Source organism: Aeromicrobium phoceense (genome assembly GCF_013868155.1).
In the GTDB taxonomy this organism is placed as follows: domain Bacteria; phylum Actinomycetota; class Actinomycetes; order Propionibacteriales; family Nocardioidaceae; genus Aeromicrobium; species Aeromicrobium phoceense.
Genome location: NZ_JACEOG010000002.1, coordinates 559,052 through 575,114 on the forward strand (window position 1 = coordinate 559,052; position 16,063 = coordinate 575,114).

Sequence of the window (16,063 nt, forward strand, 5' to 3'; positions counted from 1 at the left end):
ACCGCCGTCCGGGGTGCAGTTTCCCCGGTTAGCCGGGAAAACTGTCAGTCGCGCTCCAGCGTGGCGCGGACCGCGAGTCCCAGCAGCAGGGCCCAGAAGGCGGCGCCGACCGACAGCAGGGAGACGCCGGAGGCCGCGAAGAGGAACGTCAGCCCGGCGCTGGTGCGATGCCGCTCGTGAGCGAAGGCACCCTGCAGTGAGGCGACGAGCGCCCCGATGAGGGCCAGTCCGGCCACGGCCTCGATGATGCCCGGGGGCGCGACGTCGGCGAGTGCGACGACGAGGCCCGCGGCCCCGGCGATCACGAGGTAGCCGACGCCGGCCGAGGTGGCGGCGATCCAGCGCCGTTCCCGGGGGCCGGCCTCCTCGCCCGCGGCGAGCGCGGCCGACAGCGCCGCGAGGTTCATCGCGTGACCACCGAACGGCGCCACGACCGCGGTGCCGAGCCCGGTGGACACGACCGACGACCGCCACGGCACGGAGAAGCCGAAGCTGCGCAGCACGGCTGCGCCCGGCAGGTTCTGCGAGGCCATCGTGACGATCGTGAGCGGCAGCGCGATGCCGACGATCGCGGGCCACGTCCACGTGGGCGTGGTCCACTCGAGGTGGGGGACGAGCGACGCGGTGTCGAGGGACTCACCGGAGCGGGACGCCGCCACGACGATCGCGCCGATCGCGACCAGCAGCGCCACCGGCACGGCCCAGCGCGGGGCGATCCGGCTGGCCACGACCCACGCGACGATGACGGGGGCGACGTAGCCGGGGGCGTCGGCCAGGGCCACGAACGGCGCGATGCACAGCTGCAGCAGGATCCCGGCGAGCATCGCCTGGGCGATCTCGGTGGGAATCCGAGCGACGAGGGCCCCCAGCGCCGGGACCGCGCCGATGAGCGCGATCAGCAGTCCGGTCACGACGAAGGCGCCCACCGCGGCGGGCCAACCGCCCTCGACCGACCCGGTGGACACGAGCAGTGCCGCGCCGGGCGTGGACCACGCGAGCGTCACGGGGACGCGGTGCACGAGGGCCAGCGCGATGATCAGAACGCCGAAGCCCAGGGTCAGCGCCAGCAGGCCACTGGCGGCCTGGGCCGGGGTCGCCCCCACGGCTCGCAGGCCGGCCAGCACCACCGCGAACGACGAGGTGAAGCCCACGAGCGCCGTGACCGCGCCCGCCGTCACCGGCTGCTGCCAGTGCGCGTCGGTGGGGGAGTGGGACACGCTGTGAGGCTAGGCCATCGCGCGACCTAGACTTCAGGGTGTGCTGAGACGACTCGACCTGCGTGACCAGACCGATGGGTACCGCGACGCGGTGCCCCGTGCCGAGGTCGACGTCGAGCATGCGCTCGCGGCGGTCGTCCCGATCTGCGACGACGTGCGCGACCGCGGCGCCGCCGCCGTCCTCGACGCGGGCGAGCGCTTCGACGGCGTCCGGCCCGAGCGCCTCCGCGTGTCCGCGGAGGACATCGAGAAGGCGCGCGTCGGCCTGGATCCCGCCGTCCTGGAGGCCATCGACGAGTCGATCTCCCGGCTGCGGGCCACCTGCGAGGCCGAGCTGGAGCGCACCGTCTCCGTCGAGGTGGCGCCCGGAGCGCTCGTCGAGCGCCGGATCGTGCCGATGCAGCGCGTCGGTCTCTACGTGCCCGGCGGCCTCGCGCCGCTGGTCAGCACCGTCATCATGAACGCCGTCCCGGCCCAGGTCGCCGGCGTGCCCGGGATCGCCCTGGCGAGCCCGCCTCAGGTCGAGTTCGGCGGACTGCCGCACCCGACGATCCTCGCCGCGTGCGCGCGCCTGGGCATCGACGAGGTCTACGCCGCCGGTGGCGCGCAGGCGCTCGCCATGCTGGCGTACGGCACCGAGGAGAACGAGCCCGTCAACCTCGTCACGGGTCCGGGCAACATCTACGTCGCCGCCGCGAAGCGCCACCTCCAGGGCGTCGTGGCGATCGACTCCGAGGCCGGCCCCACGGAGATCGCGATCGTCGCGGACTCCACCGCCGACCCCGCGTTCGTCGCCTCCGACCTCATCAGCCAGGCCGAGCACGATCCGATGGCCGCCGCCGTCCTGATCACCGACTCGCTCGAGCTCGCCGACGCGGTGGACGCCGAGCTGGTCCGCCAGGTGCCCCTGGCCCGTCACGAGGAGCGGATCCGCACGGCCCTCGCGGGCTCCCAGTCGGCCACCGTGCTGGTGCGCGACACCGACCAGGGCGTCGACGTCGCCAACGCCTACGCGGCCGAGCACCTCGAGATCCAGACCGCCGACGCGTCCGCGCTCGCGGACCGCATCGTCAACGCCGGTGCCGTGTTCGTCGGCTCGTTCACCCCCGTCTCGCTCGGCGACTACGCCGCCGGGTCCAACCACGTGCTGCCCACCGCCGGGTGCGCCTGCCACTCCTCAGGCCTGTCCGTGCGTGCGTTCGTGAAGAACATGCACGTCGTGTCCTACTCCGAGGCCGCCCTGCGCGACGTCGGGCCGAAAGTCGTCACGCTCGCCGAGGCGGAGGACCTGCCGTCCCACGGCGCGGCCGTCACCGCGCGCCTGGAGCGGACGCGATGACGGTTCCCGCCTGGGTGCCGATCCGCGACGAGCTGAGGAACGAGGAGCCGTACGGCGCTCCCCAGATCGACGTCCCGGTCCGCCTGAACACGAACGAGAACCCCTACGGCCCGAGCGAGAAGGCGGCGGCCGACATCGCCGGTGCGGTCCAGCAGGCCGCGCTGGAGCTCAACCGGTACCCCGACCGCGAGGCGTGGGCGCTGCGCGAGGCCCTGGCGGCCTACCTGGGTCACGGGCTCACGGCCGACCGGGTGTGGGCGGCCAACGGCTCCAACGAGGTCATGCAGCAGATCCTGCAGGCGTTCGGCGGCCCGGGTCGCACCGCGGTGTCGTTCGCGCCGACCTACTCGATGTATCCGGAGTACGCCCGCAACACGCACACGCGCTGGGTCGCGGGCCGGCGTCGCGAGGACTTCGCGATCGACGTGCCCGCCGCGGTCGCGCTGGTCGAGGCCGAGCAGCCCGACGTGGTCTTCCTGACCTCGCCGAACAACCCCACGGGCACCGCGCTGGCGCCCGAGGAGCTGCGCGCCGTGCTCGACGTGGCGCCCGGCATCGTCGTGGTCGACGAGGCCTACGCGGAGTTCCGGCGCGAGGGGACGCCCACCGCGCTCGAGCTGCTCGCCGGCCACCCCCGACTGATCGTCACGCGCACGATGAGCAAGGCCTTCGCCCTCGCCGGGGGACGCTTGGGCTACCTTGCGGCCGACCCCGCGGTCGTCGACGCGCTGCGCATCGTGCGGCTGCCGTACCACCTCTCCTCGGTCACCCAGGCCACGGCGCTCGGCGCCCTGCGGCACACCGACGAGCTGCTCGCCCGGGTCGACGCCCTGCGCACGACCCGCGACGAGACGGCCGCCTGGCTGGCCGAGCGCGGTTACGACGTGGCCGCGTCCGACGCGAACTTCCTCCTGTTCGGGCATTTCCCCGATCGTCGCGCCGTGTGGGAGGGTTTGGTCGACCACGGGGTCCTGATCCGCGAGACGGGGCCCGACGGTTGGCTCCGGGTGTCGATCGGCACCCCGGAGGAGATGCAGGCGTTCCGCGCCGCACTGATGGAGGTGGATCCGCGATGAGCAGGCAGGCACGGATCGAGCGGAAGACGTCGGAGTCGCACGTCGTCGTCGAGCTCGACCTCGACGGCACCGGCCGCACGGAGATCAGCACGGGCGTGGGCTTCTACGACCACATGCTCACGGCGCTGGGCCGTCACTCGCTCATCGACCTCACCGTCCGCTCCGAGGGCGACCTGCACATCGACGCCCACCACACGGTGGAGGACACGGCGATCTGCATCGGCGAGGCACTCCGTGAGGCGCTCGGCGACAAGGCCGGGATCCGCCGCTACGGCAACGCCATGATCCCGCTGGACGAGGCCGTCGCCCAGTGCGTCGTCGACGTGTCGGGACGCCCCTACTTCGTGCACACCGGCGAGCCCGAGCGCCAGATCACCGCGATCATCGGCGGCTCGTACATCGGCTCGCTGACCTCGCACGTCTTCGAGTCGATCGCGCACCACGCCGGGATCACCCTGCACATGAACCTCATCTCCGGGCGCGACCCGCACCACATCGCCGAGTGCCAGTTCAAGGCCCTCGCGCGGGCCCTGCGTGCCGCCGTCGAGCCTGACCCGCGCGAGACGGGGATCCCGTCGACCAAGGGCGCGCTGTGAGCGGAGCGGTCCGATGACGACGGTCGCGGTCCTCGACTACGGCTCGGGCAACCTGCGGTCGGCCGTGCGTGCCGTCGAGCGCGCGGGCCAGTCGCGCGGCGTCGACGTCGTGCTGACCGCCGACCGCGAGGTCGCCGAGCAGGCCGACGGCCTGCTGGTGCCCGGTGTCGGCGCGTTCGACGCCTGCATGAAGGGCCTGCGTGCGGTCGACGGTGAGCGGATCATCGAGCGCCGCCTCATCGCCGGCCGTCCCGTGCTGGGCATCTGCGTGGGCATGCAGATCCTCTTCGCCGAGGGCATCGAGCACGGCGTGCGCAGCACCGGCTGCGGCGAGTGGCCCGGCACGGTGGAGAAGATCCAGGCGCCGATCGTGCCGCACATGGGCTGGGACACGGTCGAGCCGCCCGCCGACACGGTGATGTTCGCCGGGATCGAGTCCGAGCGCTTCTACTTCGTGCACTCCTACGGCGTGCGCGAGTGGCTGGTCGACGCGGAGGGCACACCCTTCCGCGCGCCGGGCGTCACGTGGACGCAGTACGGCGGCGACCGCTTCGTCTCCGCGGTCGAGCACGGCCCGCTGTGGGCCACGCAGTTCCACCCGGAGAAGTCCGGCGACGCCGGCCGACGTCTGCTCGAGAACTGGATCGCCACGCTCTAGCGGTCAGGCGCGGTAGCGCTCCGGCCGGTGGTTGAAGGCCAGCACCACGTTGAGGATCACCGCGCCGAGCGCGGACAGCAGCACGTTGTCCCACGGCACCACCAGCAGGGCGGCCAGGACCACGAGCAGGTCCAGGGCCATCTGCACGTATCCCGCGCGCAGGCCCGCCTGCTCCTGCGCGATGAGGGCCAGCACACTGAAGCCGCCGAGGCTCGAGCCGTGCCGGAACAGGATGAGGATGCCCACGCCGGCCAGCAGGTTGCCGGTGGCGATCCCGTAGACGGGCGCGAGGTCGGGGGAGGGGATCATCTCGGCGTGCACCGCGGTGAAGAGCGAGAGCAGCGCGACGGCGATCACGGACCGCACCGTGAACCGCCAGCCCTTCTTCCACAGCGCGAGCGCGAAGAACGGCAGGTTGGCCAGCAGCAGCACGGCGGGGAGCGGCAGGGCCACGGCGTAGGTGATCAGCAGCGACAGGCCGGCGGTGCCGCCGGTGACCGCGTGCGCCTCGTAGAGCAGGTGCAGGCCCAGCGAGGCCAGCCACGTGCCGGTGAGCACGCCCAGGACGTCCTCGGCGGGGGTGTGGGGCAGCGTGACCGCCGACGGCTCCATGAGGTCGTCGGTGTCGGCCGGGGCGTGGTCGGGGTGGCTGTCATTCATGGCCCGCCCACTCTACGGAGGGCGGTCGATACGATCGCGGGGTGACTCTCGAACTCCTCCCCGCCGTCGACGTCGCCGAGGGCCAGGCCGTGCGCCTGGTCCAGGGCGAGCTCGGCAGCGAGACGTCCTACGGCTCCCCGCTCGACGCCGCCCTGCAGTGGCAAGCCGACGGCGCCGAGTGGATCCACCTGGTCGACCTCGACGCCGCCTTCGGCAAGGGCAGCAACCGCGACCTGCTGGCCGAGGTCGTCGGCCGGCTGGACGTGAAGGTCGAGCTCTCGGGCGGCATCCGCGACGACGATTCGCTCGACGCCGCCATGGCCACCGGCTGCCGCCGGGTCAACCTGGGCACCGCCGCGATCGAGGATCCCGACTGGTGCCGCTCGGCGATCGCCCGGTACGGCGACCGGGTCGCGGTCGGCCTCGACGTTCGTGGCCGCACACTGGCCGCCCGGGGCTGGACGAAGGAGGGCGGCGACCTGTTCGAGGTGCTGGCCCGCCTCGACGCCGACGGGTGCGCGCGCTACGTCGTCACCGACGTCACGAAGGACGGCACGCTCACCGGTCCGAACCTCGACCTGCTGCGCCAGGTGTGCGAGCAGACCGACAAGCCGGTCGTCGCCTCGGGCGGCGTCTCGAGCCTCGACGACCTGCGCGCGATCGCCACGCTGACCGGCATCGGCGTCGAGGGCGCGATCGTCGGCAAGGCGCTCTACGCGGGCGCCTTCACGCTGCCCGACGCGCTGGCCGCGGTCGCGGAGTAGTCGTGGCCGGCCTCGTGCGGTGGGAGGGCTTCAGCGCCGATCCGCGACGTGCGGAGGTGGCGGGCATCCGCGCGGGGGACCAGGACCGCGAGACGGCGGTCGAGGCCCTGCGCGAGGCCTACGCCGACGGCCGGCTCGACCGGACCGAGTTCGACCGCAGGTCGCACGCCGCCCTCGCGGCCACGCTGCTCGGCGAGTTCGTGCCCCTGCTCCAGGACCTCGAGCCGCCCACGCCCGCGTCGCTGTCCGTGCACGACGAGGCGCTGCGGCGCTACCGGCGCGAGACGCGTGACGCCCGCAACGGGGTGGTGGCCATCGGGGTGATGACCAGCGGGATCTGGGGCGCCACGAGCATCGCCAGCGGCGAGCCGCTCTTCTTCTGGCCGATCTTCCCGATCCTCGGCGTCGGCGTCGGCTGGCTCATGCACGTGGTCAACCGGGGCCAGCGCATCGAGCACCACGAGCGGAAGATCGAGCGCCGCCTGAGCGGGCGCGAGGACGACGACGAGGGCTGAGGCTCAGCAGCCGTCGCGCATGAGGTCGGGACGCGTGCCCGTGGTGACCTCGACCATCAGGACCTCGCTCGTGGGCTCGATCGACACAGTGTCCTCCCTGAACAGGAAGCCCAGCCAGGCGTCGCCCTCGGTGACGAACACGCCCGTCTGCCCGTAGCCGGCCTCGACCATCTCGGCGGTCTCGTAGACGCCCGTCACGTCCTTCAGGGTGCTGCCGACGCCCAGGCCGTCGGCGGTGCGGGGCTGCTCGCCGCGGACGCCGAAGGAGACGACGGTGCCGTCCTCCTTCGTCAGCACGTCGAGCGAGGAGGCGTAGTCGGCCTTCCACCCGAGCGGCTCGCTGCGGCCGCACTCCTCACCGGGGACCTCGACGTCCTCGTCGAACAGCCCGGTCGCGAGCGCCTCGTCGCGCGACATCCCGGTGCGCGCCGGGCCGACGACGCCCGGAGCGACGGTCAGCTCCTCGATCGCCGGCAGGGCGGCCGGCGGCTCCGAGGTGGGCGACTCCGTCGTGGGGCTGGGGGTGGCCGAGGTCGCGGTGGGCGCGGAGTCGGGCGTCTCGTCGGGGGACTCCGAGCAGGCCCCGAGAGCCAGCGCGGTGACCGCCGCCAGGAGCCAGAGGCGGCTCGTAGGAACGTCGGACCCACGCACTACGCTCATGGCCGTGAGCCTAGCCGTCCGTGTGATCCCCTGTTTGGACGTGGACGGCGGTCGCGTCGTCAAGGGAGTGAACTTCGTCGACCTGCGCGACGCGGGCGATCCGGTCGAGATGGCGCGGGTCTACGACGCCCAGGGCGCCGACGAGCTCACCTTCCTCGACATCACCGCCTCCAGCGGCGACCGCTCCACCACCTACGACATCGTCGGCCAGACCGCCGAGCAGGTGTTCATCCCGCTCACGGTGGGCGGGGGCGTGCGTGCGGTCGAGGACGTCGACCGGCTCTTGCGCGCCGGTGCCGACAAGGTCGGCATCAACACCGCCGCGATCGCGCGGCCCGAGGTGATCGGCGAGATCGCGCACCGCTTCGGGAATCAGGTGCTCGTCCTGAGCGTTGACGCTCGACGTGCAGACGATCAGCCCAGCGGGTTCGAGGTGACCACCCACGGCGGCCGCCGCTCGGCCGGCATCGACGCGATCGAGTGGGTGCGCCGCGGCAGTGAGCTCGGCGCGGGCGAGATCCTGCTCAACTCGATGGACGCCGACGGCACGCAGGCCGGCTTCGACCTCGAGATGATCCGCGCCGCCCGCGGCGCGACCGACGTCCCCCTCATCGCCAGCGGAGGCGCCGGGCGCCTCGAGCACTTCGCCCCCGCGGTCGACGCGGGCGCCGACGCCGTCCTGGCCGCCAGTGTCTTCCACTTCGGAACGCTGACGATCCCCGCGGTGAAGGAGACGCTGCGAGCCGCCGGACACGTGGTCCGGTGAGCGCCCCGGCGCTCGACACCCTCAGCGGCGGTGGCACCGACCGGCTGACCCGGCGTGGCTTCGGGGTCATGGGTCGCGGCATCGCCCGCCAGAAGGTGATGTTCACGTGGGCGGCGCTCGCCTCCCTGCTCTTCGGCGTGATGACCGTGGCCGACGCCTGGGTGCTCGGCTGGGCCACCGATCACGTCATCGCCCCTTCGGTCGCCGCCGGTGCCGTCACGTGGTCCACCCTGTGGGCCGGCGTGGGCCTTTTCGTGCTGGCCGCGGTGCTGCGCACCGTGGGCGTCGTGGGTCGCCGCCTGCTGGGCGGCGTGGTGTTCTTCCGGCTCGTGCGCGACGACCGCCTGCGCGTCACGCGCCGCTACCTGCAGCTGCCGCTGCGCTGGCACCACCGGCACCCCGCGGGTCAGCTGCTCAGCAATGCCAACGCCGACGTCGAGGCCACGTGGTCGGTCTTCATGCCACTGCCGATGGCGCTCGGCACGATCGCCATGCTGGTCGCCGCGATCGCCACGATGGTGCTGGCCGACCCCGTGCTGACCGTCGTCGGGCTCGTGGTCATCCCGCTGCTGTTCGTCGCCAACGCCGTCTACCAGCGGTGGCAGGGGCCGAGGATCGCGCTCGCCCAGAGCCTGCGCGGCGACGTGTCCACCGTCGCCCACGAGTCGTTTGACGGCGCCCTCGTCGTGAAGTCGCTGGGCCGCGAGGCCGACGAGACGGCCCGCTTCCGAGCCGCGAGCGAGCGCCTGCGCGACGCCGCCATCGCGATCGGCCGGATCCGCGCGATCTTCGACCCCGTCATCGAGGCGCTCCCCAACCTCGCCGTCCTGGCCGTGCTGCTGCTGGGCGCGTGGCGCGTGCAGAGCGGCGGCGCCGACGCGGGCGACGTGGTCCAGGTGGCCTACCTGTTCACCGTGATCGGCATGCAGATCCGCTCGTTCGGCTGGGTGCTGGGCGAGCTGCCGCGCGCCGTCGTCGGCTGGGACCGCGTGTCGCGCGTCATCGACGAGGACGACGCCATGGACTACGGCGACGCCCGGGTTCCGGGCACCGGACCCGTCGACCTCACGGTCACCGACCTCGACTACAGCCACCCCGACGAGCCCGCCCCCGCGGTCCTGAACGACATCGCGTTCCCCGTGCCCGCCGGCACCGTCACGGCGGTCGTGGGGGCCACCGGCAGTGGCAAGAGCACGCTGACCTCGCTCGTCACCCGCCTCGTCGATCCCGACGACGGCGCGGTGCTGATCGGTGGCACCGACGCACGCCGGCTGTCGCAACAGGCGCTCACCCGCGCGGTGGCCCTCGTGCCCCAGTCCACGTTCCTGTTCGACGACACGGTCCGCGCCAACGTGGTGCTCGACCTCGACGTCCCCGACGAGCGGGTCTGGGAGGTGCTGCGCATCGTGCAGGCCGATCGGTTCGTCTCGGCGCTGCCGGACGCCCTCGACACCGAGCTGGGGGAGCGGGGCACCTCGCTCTCGGGTGGCCAGCGCCAGCGTCTCGCGCTGGCCCGGGCGCTCGTGCGCGACCCGCGCGTGCTCGTGATGGACGACGCGACCAGTGCCCTCGATCCCGAGGTCGAGCAGCGCATCCTGCGTGCCCTGGCCGACCGCGACGGCTCGCCCACCACCGTCGTCGTGGCGTACCGCAAGGCCACGATCGCGCTGGCGGACGAGGTGGTCTTCCTCGCGGGCGGACGTGTCGCCGATCGCGGCACCGACGCGCAGCTGCGCGAGCGCTCGGCCGCCTACCGCAACCTCGTCGATGCGTACGACCAGGCCCGTGAGGAGGTCGACCATGAGTGAGTCCGCACCCCGCGAGGGCGGCATCTCCGTCCTCGTCCGCGGCATGCGCCGCAACCCCGAGATCACCGAGGGCATCTGGCTGACGCTGGTGCTCGCGCTCCTCAGCACTGCCGGGGGCTCGCTCGTGCCCATCGTGGTGCGCGCGGCGCTCGACGACGGCTTCGCCTCCGGTGACGTCGACACCGCCCTGATTGCCCGCTACGTGGGCATTGCCGCCCTGCTCATGATCGTGATCGCCATCTGCGGCTACTGGTCGAAGGTGCGGATCTTCACCGCGAGCGAGCGGGGGCTGGCGAACCTGCGCGTCGCGGCGTTCCGTCACGTCCACGACCTGTCGATGCTCACACAGAACACGCAGCGCCGCGGGTCGCTCGTCTCCCGGGTCACCTCCGACGTCGACCAGATCAGCCAGTTCCTGCAGTTCACCGGGATCATGATGATCGTCAGCATCGGCCAGATGCTCGTCGCGACAGTGGTCATGGCGTTCCTGTCGTGGCAGCTCACCCTCGTGGTGCTGATCAGCTTCGTGCCGCTCGCGGTGAGCCTGCGCTGGCTGGCCGGCGCGATGTCGCGGGCCTACGACCGCGTGCGCGCCAGCGTCGGCGAGATGCTCGCCGTCATCGCCGAGCCCGTCGTGGGTGCCGCCGTCGTCCGGTCCTACGGCATCGAGGACCGCACCCAGCACCGCGTCGACGTCGCCGTGAGCGCGAACTACCGCAACAACATCCGCGCCCAGACGATCACTGCCGGCGCGTTCTCCGCCGCGATCCTGGTGGGTGGCATCGCCAACGCCGCGGTGCTGGCCGTGGGCGTCTGGCTGGGCGTGCTCGGCGAGCTCTCCGTCGGAACGATCGTCGCCTTCGTCTTCCTGGTCGGGCTCTTCACCGGCCCGGCGCAGATGGCCACCCAGGTCATCTCCGAGGCGCAGAACGCGATCTCGTCGTGGCGCCGCGTCCTCGACCTGCTCGACACCCCGGCCGACGTGGTCGACCCGGGCCCGGCCGGTCAGCGCCTTCCCGAGGGCGACCTCGAGGCGCAGTTCGAGCACGTGTCGTTCGCCTACCCCGAGGGCCCCACGGTGCTGGCCGACGTCGACGTCACGATCGAGGCGCGCCAGCGGGTCGCCGTCGTGGGCGAGACCGGCTCGGGCAAGACCACGTTCGCGAAGCTGCTCACGCGCCTGATGGACCCCGCCGCCGGCCGGGTCGTGCTCGGCGGCGTCGACATCGCGCAGGTCCCGTTCGACGACCTGCGCCGCCACGTGCTGATGGTGCCGCAGGAGGGCTTCCTGTTCGACGCGACGCTGGGTGAGAACCTGCGCTACGGATCGCGCACCGCCACGGACGCCGACCTCGTCGACGCCGTCGAGCGGCTCGGCCTCGCCGACTGGTTCGCCGCCCTGCCGCGCGGACTCGACACCCGGGTGGGCCAGCGTGGCGAGTCGCTGTCGGCGGGGGAGCGGCAGCTGGTCGCGCTCGTCCGCTCGGCGCTGGCCGACCCGGCGTTCCTCGTCCTGGACGAGGCCACGAGTGCCGTCGACCCCCAGACCGAGCTGCGCGCCACCCGGGCGCTCGACCGGCTGCTGCAGGGCCGCACCAGCGTGACGATCGCCCACCGGCTGTCCACCGCGGAGAACGCCGACCGCGTGCTCGTCTTCGACCAGGGCCGTCTCGTCGAGGACGGTCACCACCGCGACCTCGTCAAGGCCGAGGGCGTCTACGCGCGCCTGCACGCGTCCTGGGTGGCGCAGGCGACCCTCGCCTGATGCGGAGCGCGGGGCCGCGCCTGAGACACTGGGGCACGTGAGCTCCCTGGATGCGGCGATCGCCGCCCGCTTGAAGCGCGACGACGCCGGCCTGGTCACGGCGGTGGTGCAGGACGCGACGTCGCGCGCCGTGCTGATGGTCGGCTGGATGGACGACGAGGCGCTGCACCGCACCCTCACCACGGGCCGCTCCACGTTCTGGAGCCGCAGCCGCGGCGAGTACTGGGTCAAGGGCGAGACCTCGGGCCACACCCAGCACGTGCGCGAGGTCCGGCTCGACTGCGACGGCGACACGCTGCTCGTCGTCGTCGACCAGGTCGGCGCCGCGTGCCACACCGGCGCCACCACGTGCTTCGACCGGGACCTGCTGACGTGAACCGCAACCTCCTCGGGCCCGCTGTCCTCCTGCTGCTGGCGCTCGGCGGGGGCACGCTGCTGGCGGTGCGCGCCACCTGGTCCGAGGCCACCGCTCGCGCGGCAGGGATACCCGAGACCGACCTCACGGTCTCCGGAGCCGACGTCGTCCCGGGCGCGGCCGGGCTCGCCATCCTGGTGATGGCTGCCGCACTCGGCGTGCTCGCCGGCGGGCCCCGACTGCGTCGTGTGATCGGCGCCCTCGTCGCGGTGGCGGGCGTGGTCGGCGTGGCGATCTCGAGCCGCACGAGCGACGCGCTGCAGACGGCGCAGCAGCGCGCGATCGACGAGGCCGCCGTCGCCGGTGCCTCGGTGGACTGGAGCTCCACCGCCGCTCCGTCGTTCGCGATCGCCGGCTTCGTGCTGATCGTCGTGGCGGGTGCCGCCGTTGCGTGGCTCGGTCCGCGATGGGCCACGATGGGCCGCAAGTACGAGGCCCCGGCCGCCCGCGAGCCCGATGCGAGCGACCTGTGGAAGGCGATGGACGACGGCGTCGATCCCACGGCCTGACCACCGAGTAGGCTGTCGTCCGAACCACCCCGAGCACCACTAGGAGCACCACCCATGTCGCACGGATCGTCGCCGGCCGCCTGGACCGCCGTCCTCGTCAGCCTCGCCGGCTTCCTGATCGGCGGGATCGCCCTGATCCCCGACCCGAACTGGGTGCTCTTCACGATCGGCGTCGTGCTGGCGGTGGGTGCGCTCCCGCTCGGCAAGGTCATGTCCGTCGCCGGGTACGGCACCAGCCGGGTGAAGGATCACTGACCGATCAGGTCATCCCGACGACCGCCTCGCGCGGTCGTCTGCTGCGCGCCCCGCTGATCGCCGGCGGCGCCGGCCTCGCGGTATTCGCGCTGCTGCACTTCCGTGACCCTCACGTCGAGGGCGCCTACGGCTTCTGCCCGTTCCTCTTCCTGACCGGCGAGCCCTGTCCCGGCTGCGGGGGGCTGCGCGCCGTGAACCTGCTGACGCGCGGTGAGGTCGCGGCCGCCGTCTCGAGCAACCTGCTGGCCGTCGCCCTGGTCTCCGTGGGCGTGGTGGCGTGGCTGGTGTGGCTCGGCCGACGGGCACGCGGGCTCCCCGCGCGCTACCTCACCTGGTCGGCCCGCACCGTGACGGCGATGGGCGTGCTGGCCGCCGTCTTCGGCATCGCGCGGGTGACGCCGTGGGGCGCCTGGCTGGCCCCCTGACGAGAAGAGACACCGTGACGGACATGGGAACCCCGGCGGGCGCGGGTGCGTCCATGGCCGGTCGGCCGGCTTCGCGGCGGCCCTCGCGGCGGGTCCACCGAGCGTGGCTCGTCGCGGGCGTGACCTTCCTGGTGCTCCTCGCATCGGCCGCGTTCCGGTCCAGCCTCGGCGTGATGCTGGTGCCGATCGAGGAGGACCTCGGCTGGAGCCGCACCGAGACGTCGATCGCCGTCTCGCTCAACCTCATCGTCTACGGGGTGGCGGCGCCGTTCGCCGCCGCCCTGCTCGAGCGGATCGGCGTGCGTCGCACGGCCGTCGCCGCCCTCCTGCTGATCGCCATGGGCTGCCTGGCCTCCACGGCGATGACCGCGCCGTGGCAGCTGTCGGTGCTGTGGGGCCTGGTGATCGGCGTCGCCACCGGCTCGGTCGCGCTCGTGTTCGGCGCGATCGTCGTGAACCGCTGGTTCGTCGCCCGGCGCGGCCTCGTGCTGGGCATCCTGGGCGCGGCCTGGGCCACCGGGCAGCTCGTGTTCCTGCCGCTGCTCGCTGCGATCGTCGACGAGTTCGGCTGGCGCGCCGCCTCACTGGCGATAGCTGCCTGCTGCGCGGCCCTGGTGCCGGTCGTCGCGGTGGTGCTGCGCGATCGCCCCGCGGACGTGGGCCTCGAGCCGTACGGAGGCATCGACGACGAGGCGTCAGCCGTCGTGCCGCAGACCGCGGCGGCCGCCGTCGTCCACGCGGTCACGGTGCTGCGCGAGGTGTTCCGGACGCGCTCGTTCCTGCTGCTCGCGGGCACGTTCTTCGTCTGCGGCTGGACCACGAACGGGATCATCAGCAGCCACTTCGTGCCCGCCGCCCACGACCACGGGATGGCGGCCACGACCGCTGCCGGGCTGCTGGCCGTGGTGGGCATCTTCGACATCGTCGGCACGATCGGCTCGGGGTGGCTGACCGACCGCTACGACCCGCGCCTGCTGCTGTCGGTCTACTACGCGCTGCGTGGCCTCGCGCTGCTGGCCGTGCCGGCGCTGCTCGGCCCGACGGTCGAGCCGCCGATGCTCCTGGTCGTGGCGCTGTTCGGTCTGGACTGGGTCGCCACGGTGCCGCCGACGGTGGTGCTGTGCCGCACCGCGTTCGGGCCCGAGCGGGGCGGCATCGTCTTCGGCTGGGTGTTCGCGGCACACATGATCGGCGCCGGCGTCGCGGCGGCGGCCAGTGGCGCTCTGCGCGCCGCCTCGGGGGACTACACGTCGGCGTGGCTGCTGGCGGGGGCGCTCGCCGTGGCGGCGGCGGTGGGCAGCTTGCTGCTGCCGCGCCCCGTCACACTGCCAGTGCCAGCTCCAGCACCACGGTGACTGCGCTCGCGACGAGCGAGAGTGCGCCGATCACGATCGCGGCCACGCCCAGCCAGTACGCGGCGGTCGCCATCGAGGTGTCGGCGTACGGGCCGTTCCACTGCTGGGCGCGGGTGCGCTCGTTCTTCGCCAGGATCATGGCCGCGATGCCACCGGCGATCGAGAACACGCCACAGCAGCAGGCCAGGAAGATGCTGACGATGGCGATGACCAGCGCCCACACGGCCTGGTTGTTGTCCGGCGCGGCGGGGTAGCCCTGCCCGTAGGGAGGCTGGCCGGGCGGCGGGGGGGTAGCTCGTCACCCGCCGAGCATAGGACGGCGCGGCCGGGCTGCTCGCCCGGCCGCGCCGTGTCCGATCGTGTCAGGCGGCGACCGGCTGGTTCTGGAACTTCTTGTAGGCGTAAGCCGTGGCAATCGTCACCACGGGGTAGGCCACGAACAGGCCCAGAAGGCAGAGGCAGGCGCCGATGAGGATGACCACGCACGCCAGCAATGCCAGGAGGATCGAGTTGCCAAGGTTGCCCCGGATGAGGTCGACGCTGGCCTTGAGCGAGTCGATGGCAGAGATGCCGCGGTCCACGAGGAACGTCATCGCGAAATAGGTCAGGAACGTCAGCACGAGGCCGACCAGCGACAGGATCCCGCCGAGGAAGCCCGGGAAGAGGCTCCCGAGGTTGCCGATCAGGGACAGGATCAGCGAGAGGACGATGACCTGAGGCACGTCGATCCGGCTCAGGGCGTTGCTGAGATCGAAGTCACGACCCTCGGTCGCGTCGAGCGCGCCGCGCATGCCGACCGCGTTGAGGACCGACAGGGCGATGCTCAAGGCCAGCCCCAGCACGAAGAACACCAGGACGCTGCCGAAGGACGAGGAGTCATCGCCGGCGACCGCGACTCCCACGGACGAGAAGATGATCGCGACTAAGAAGATGGCAATGAGCGCGACGGCGATCAGGCCGAGAACCAGCCACGGCCCGAACGCCGCGGAGAACTTGCGCCAGCCGTAGCCGATCGCGTCGGTCGGGCTGAAGGGCTCGATGAAGCCCGAGCCGCCGGGAGGCGGAGGCGGGTAGCCACCGCCGGAGCCGTCACCGGGCGGTGGAGGCGGGGTGGGGGGGGCCGCGGCCCTCGGGGGGGGGGGGGGGGCCGCCGCCCCCGCCGACTCCGGCGTTGGCGAAGTAGATGTCGACCGGGCCGAAGGACTCCTCGGCGGCGGCGACGAGCTTCTCGATCTGGTCGGTGCGGGACACGTCACCGGCGACCGCCACGGCCGAGCCGG

General features: G+C 72.7%; 20 protein-coding genes. 14 read left to right on the forward strand and 6 right to left on the reverse strand.

Annotated elements, in window-relative coordinates; translation table 11 throughout:
* Nucleotides 1-44 precede the first annotated feature (44 nt).
* On the reverse strand, nt 45-1,217 hold the full coding sequence (locus tag H1W00_RS16065) for a benzoate/H(+) symporter BenE family transporter (protein WP_286928220.1): 1,173 nt from the start codon (nt 1,215-1,217) through the stop codon (nt 45-47).
* A 40-nt stretch (nt 1,218-1,257) separates the two neighbouring features.
* Between H1W00_RS16065 and hisD the strand changes: the two genes are divergently transcribed.
* From hisD to hisH, 4 genes are read left to right on the forward strand one after another with little or no spacing between them, the layout of a single operon-like run.
* A complete protein-coding gene (hisD, locus tag H1W00_RS16070; protein WP_181756805.1) occupies nt 1,258-2,556 on the forward strand; it encodes a histidinol dehydrogenase in 1,299 nt (432 codons plus the stop codon).
* Entirely contained in the window at nt 2,553-3,632 is a 1,080-nt protein-coding gene (locus tag H1W00_RS16075) for a histidinol-phosphate transaminase (protein WP_181756806.1), read from the forward strand. The genes hisD and H1W00_RS16075 overlap by 4 nt, the downstream gene beginning before the upstream one ends.
* Nucleotides 3,629-4,228, forward strand: a complete 600-nt coding sequence (gene hisB / locus H1W00_RS16080) for an imidazoleglycerol-phosphate dehydratase HisB (protein WP_181756807.1) — start codon at nt 3,629-3,631, stop codon at nt 4,226-4,228. The genes H1W00_RS16075 and hisB overlap by 4 nt, the downstream gene beginning before the upstream one ends.
* 13 nt (nt 4,229-4,241) lie before the next feature.
* Nucleotides 4,242-4,886, forward strand: coding sequence for an imidazole glycerol phosphate synthase subunit HisH (gene hisH, locus H1W00_RS16085; RefSeq protein WP_181756808.1), 645 nt, complete (start codon nt 4,242-4,244; stop codon nt 4,884-4,886).
* Nucleotides 4,887-4,889: 3 nt separating this feature from the next.
* Here hisH and H1W00_RS16090 read toward each other — a convergent pair whose 3' ends face one another.
* Nucleotides 4,890-5,546 carry a YitT family protein gene (locus tag H1W00_RS16090; RefSeq protein WP_181756809.1) on the reverse strand — a complete coding sequence of 219 codons (657 nt, stop codon included), beginning with the start codon at nt 5,544-5,546 and terminating at the stop codon, nt 4,890-4,892.
* Between the two features lie 41 nt (nt 5,547-5,587).
* Here H1W00_RS16090 and priA point away from each other — a divergent pair, with 41 nt between their 5' ends.
* Nucleotides 5,588-6,310, forward strand: coding sequence for a bifunctional 1-(5-phosphoribosyl)-5-((5-phosphoribosylamino)methylideneamino)imidazole-4-carboxamide isomerase/phosphoribosylanthranilate isomerase PriA (gene priA / locus H1W00_RS16095; RefSeq protein ID WP_181756810.1), 723 nt, complete (start codon nt 5,588-5,590; stop codon nt 6,308-6,310).
* 2 nt (nt 6,311-6,312) lie between these two features.
* The gene (locus tag H1W00_RS16100) at nt 6,313-6,825 is read left to right on the forward strand and encodes a DUF1707 domain-containing protein (protein ID WP_181756811.1); all 513 of its coding nucleotides are present in this window, start codon (nt 6,313-6,315) and stop codon (nt 6,823-6,825) included.
* A 3-nt stretch (nt 6,826-6,828) separates the two neighbouring features.
* Here H1W00_RS16100 and H1W00_RS16105 read toward each other — a convergent pair whose 3' ends face one another.
* On the reverse strand, nt 6,829-7,485 hold the full coding sequence (locus tag H1W00_RS16105; protein ID WP_181756812.1) for a hypothetical protein: 657 nt from the start codon (nt 7,483-7,485) through the stop codon (nt 6,829-6,831).
* 4 nt (nt 7,486-7,489) lie between these two features.
* Here H1W00_RS16105 and hisF point away from each other — a divergent pair, with 4 nt between their 5' ends.
* The 8 genes from hisF (at nt 7,490) to H1W00_RS16145 (ending at nt 14,783) form a co-directional block, all read left to right on the forward strand.
* The gene (gene hisF / locus H1W00_RS16110; protein WP_286928231.1) at nt 7,490-8,251 is read left to right on the forward strand and encodes an imidazole glycerol phosphate synthase subunit HisF; all 762 of its coding nucleotides are present in this window, start codon (nt 7,490-7,492) and stop codon (nt 8,249-8,251) included.
* Nucleotides 8,248-10,059, forward strand: a complete 1,812-nt coding sequence (locus tag H1W00_RS16115; protein ID WP_338072926.1) for an ABC transporter ATP-binding protein — start codon at nt 8,248-8,250, stop codon at nt 10,057-10,059. The genes hisF and H1W00_RS16115 overlap by 4 nt, the downstream gene beginning before the upstream one ends.
* Nucleotides 10,052-11,824 (forward strand): ABC transporter ATP-binding protein, encoded by a 1,773-nt coding sequence (locus tag H1W00_RS16120; protein WP_206680100.1) that lies wholly within the window; start codon nt 10,052-10,054, stop codon nt 11,822-11,824. Before H1W00_RS16115 ends, H1W00_RS16120 begins: the two co-directional genes overlap by 8 nt.
* A 37-nt stretch (nt 11,825-11,861) precedes the next feature.
* Entirely contained in the window at nt 11,862-12,200 is a 339-nt protein-coding gene (gene hisI / locus H1W00_RS16125; RefSeq protein WP_338072927.1) for a phosphoribosyl-AMP cyclohydrolase, read from the forward strand.
* Entirely contained in the window at nt 12,197-12,748 is a 552-nt protein-coding gene (locus tag H1W00_RS16130) for a Trp biosynthesis-associated membrane protein (RefSeq protein WP_181756815.1), read from the forward strand. Before hisI ends, H1W00_RS16130 begins: the two co-directional genes overlap by 4 nt.
* Before the next feature lie 54 nt (nt 12,749-12,802).
* Nucleotides 12,803-13,003 carry an HGxxPAAW family protein gene (locus tag H1W00_RS16135; protein WP_181756816.1) on the forward strand — a complete coding sequence of 67 codons (201 nt, stop codon included), beginning with the start codon at nt 12,803-12,805 and terminating at the stop codon, nt 13,001-13,003.
* 92 nt (nt 13,004-13,095) lie between these two features.
* Nucleotides 13,096-13,428 carry a DUF2752 domain-containing protein gene (locus tag H1W00_RS16315; protein ID WP_276568860.1) on the forward strand — a complete coding sequence of 111 codons (333 nt, stop codon included), beginning with the start codon at nt 13,096-13,098 and terminating at the stop codon, nt 13,426-13,428.
* A gap of 23 nt (nt 13,429-13,451) precedes the next feature.
* Nucleotides 13,452-14,783, forward strand: coding sequence for an MFS transporter (locus tag H1W00_RS16145; RefSeq protein ID WP_181756817.1), 1,332 nt, complete (start codon nt 13,452-13,454; stop codon nt 14,781-14,783).
* Here the strand turns inward: H1W00_RS16145 and H1W00_RS16150 are convergent.
* From H1W00_RS16150 to H1W00_RS16160, 3 genes are all read right to left on the reverse strand, one after another.
* Nucleotides 14,749-15,006 carry a hypothetical protein gene (locus H1W00_RS16150; RefSeq protein ID WP_181756818.1) on the reverse strand — a complete coding sequence of 86 codons (258 nt, stop codon included), beginning with the start codon at nt 15,004-15,006 and terminating at the stop codon, nt 14,749-14,751. The genes H1W00_RS16145 and H1W00_RS16150 overlap by 35 nt on opposite strands.
* A gap of 139 nt (nt 15,007-15,145) precedes the next feature.
* Entirely contained in the window at nt 15,146-15,685 is a 540-nt protein-coding gene (locus H1W00_RS16155; protein ID WP_181756819.1) for a DUF2189 domain-containing protein, read from the reverse strand.
* Nucleotides 15,686-15,872: 187 nt separating this feature from the next.
* Nucleotides 15,873-16,063: SDR family NAD(P)-dependent oxidoreductase (locus tag H1W00_RS16160; protein WP_181756820.1), on the reverse strand; the 191-nt coding region annotated here is incomplete at its 5' end.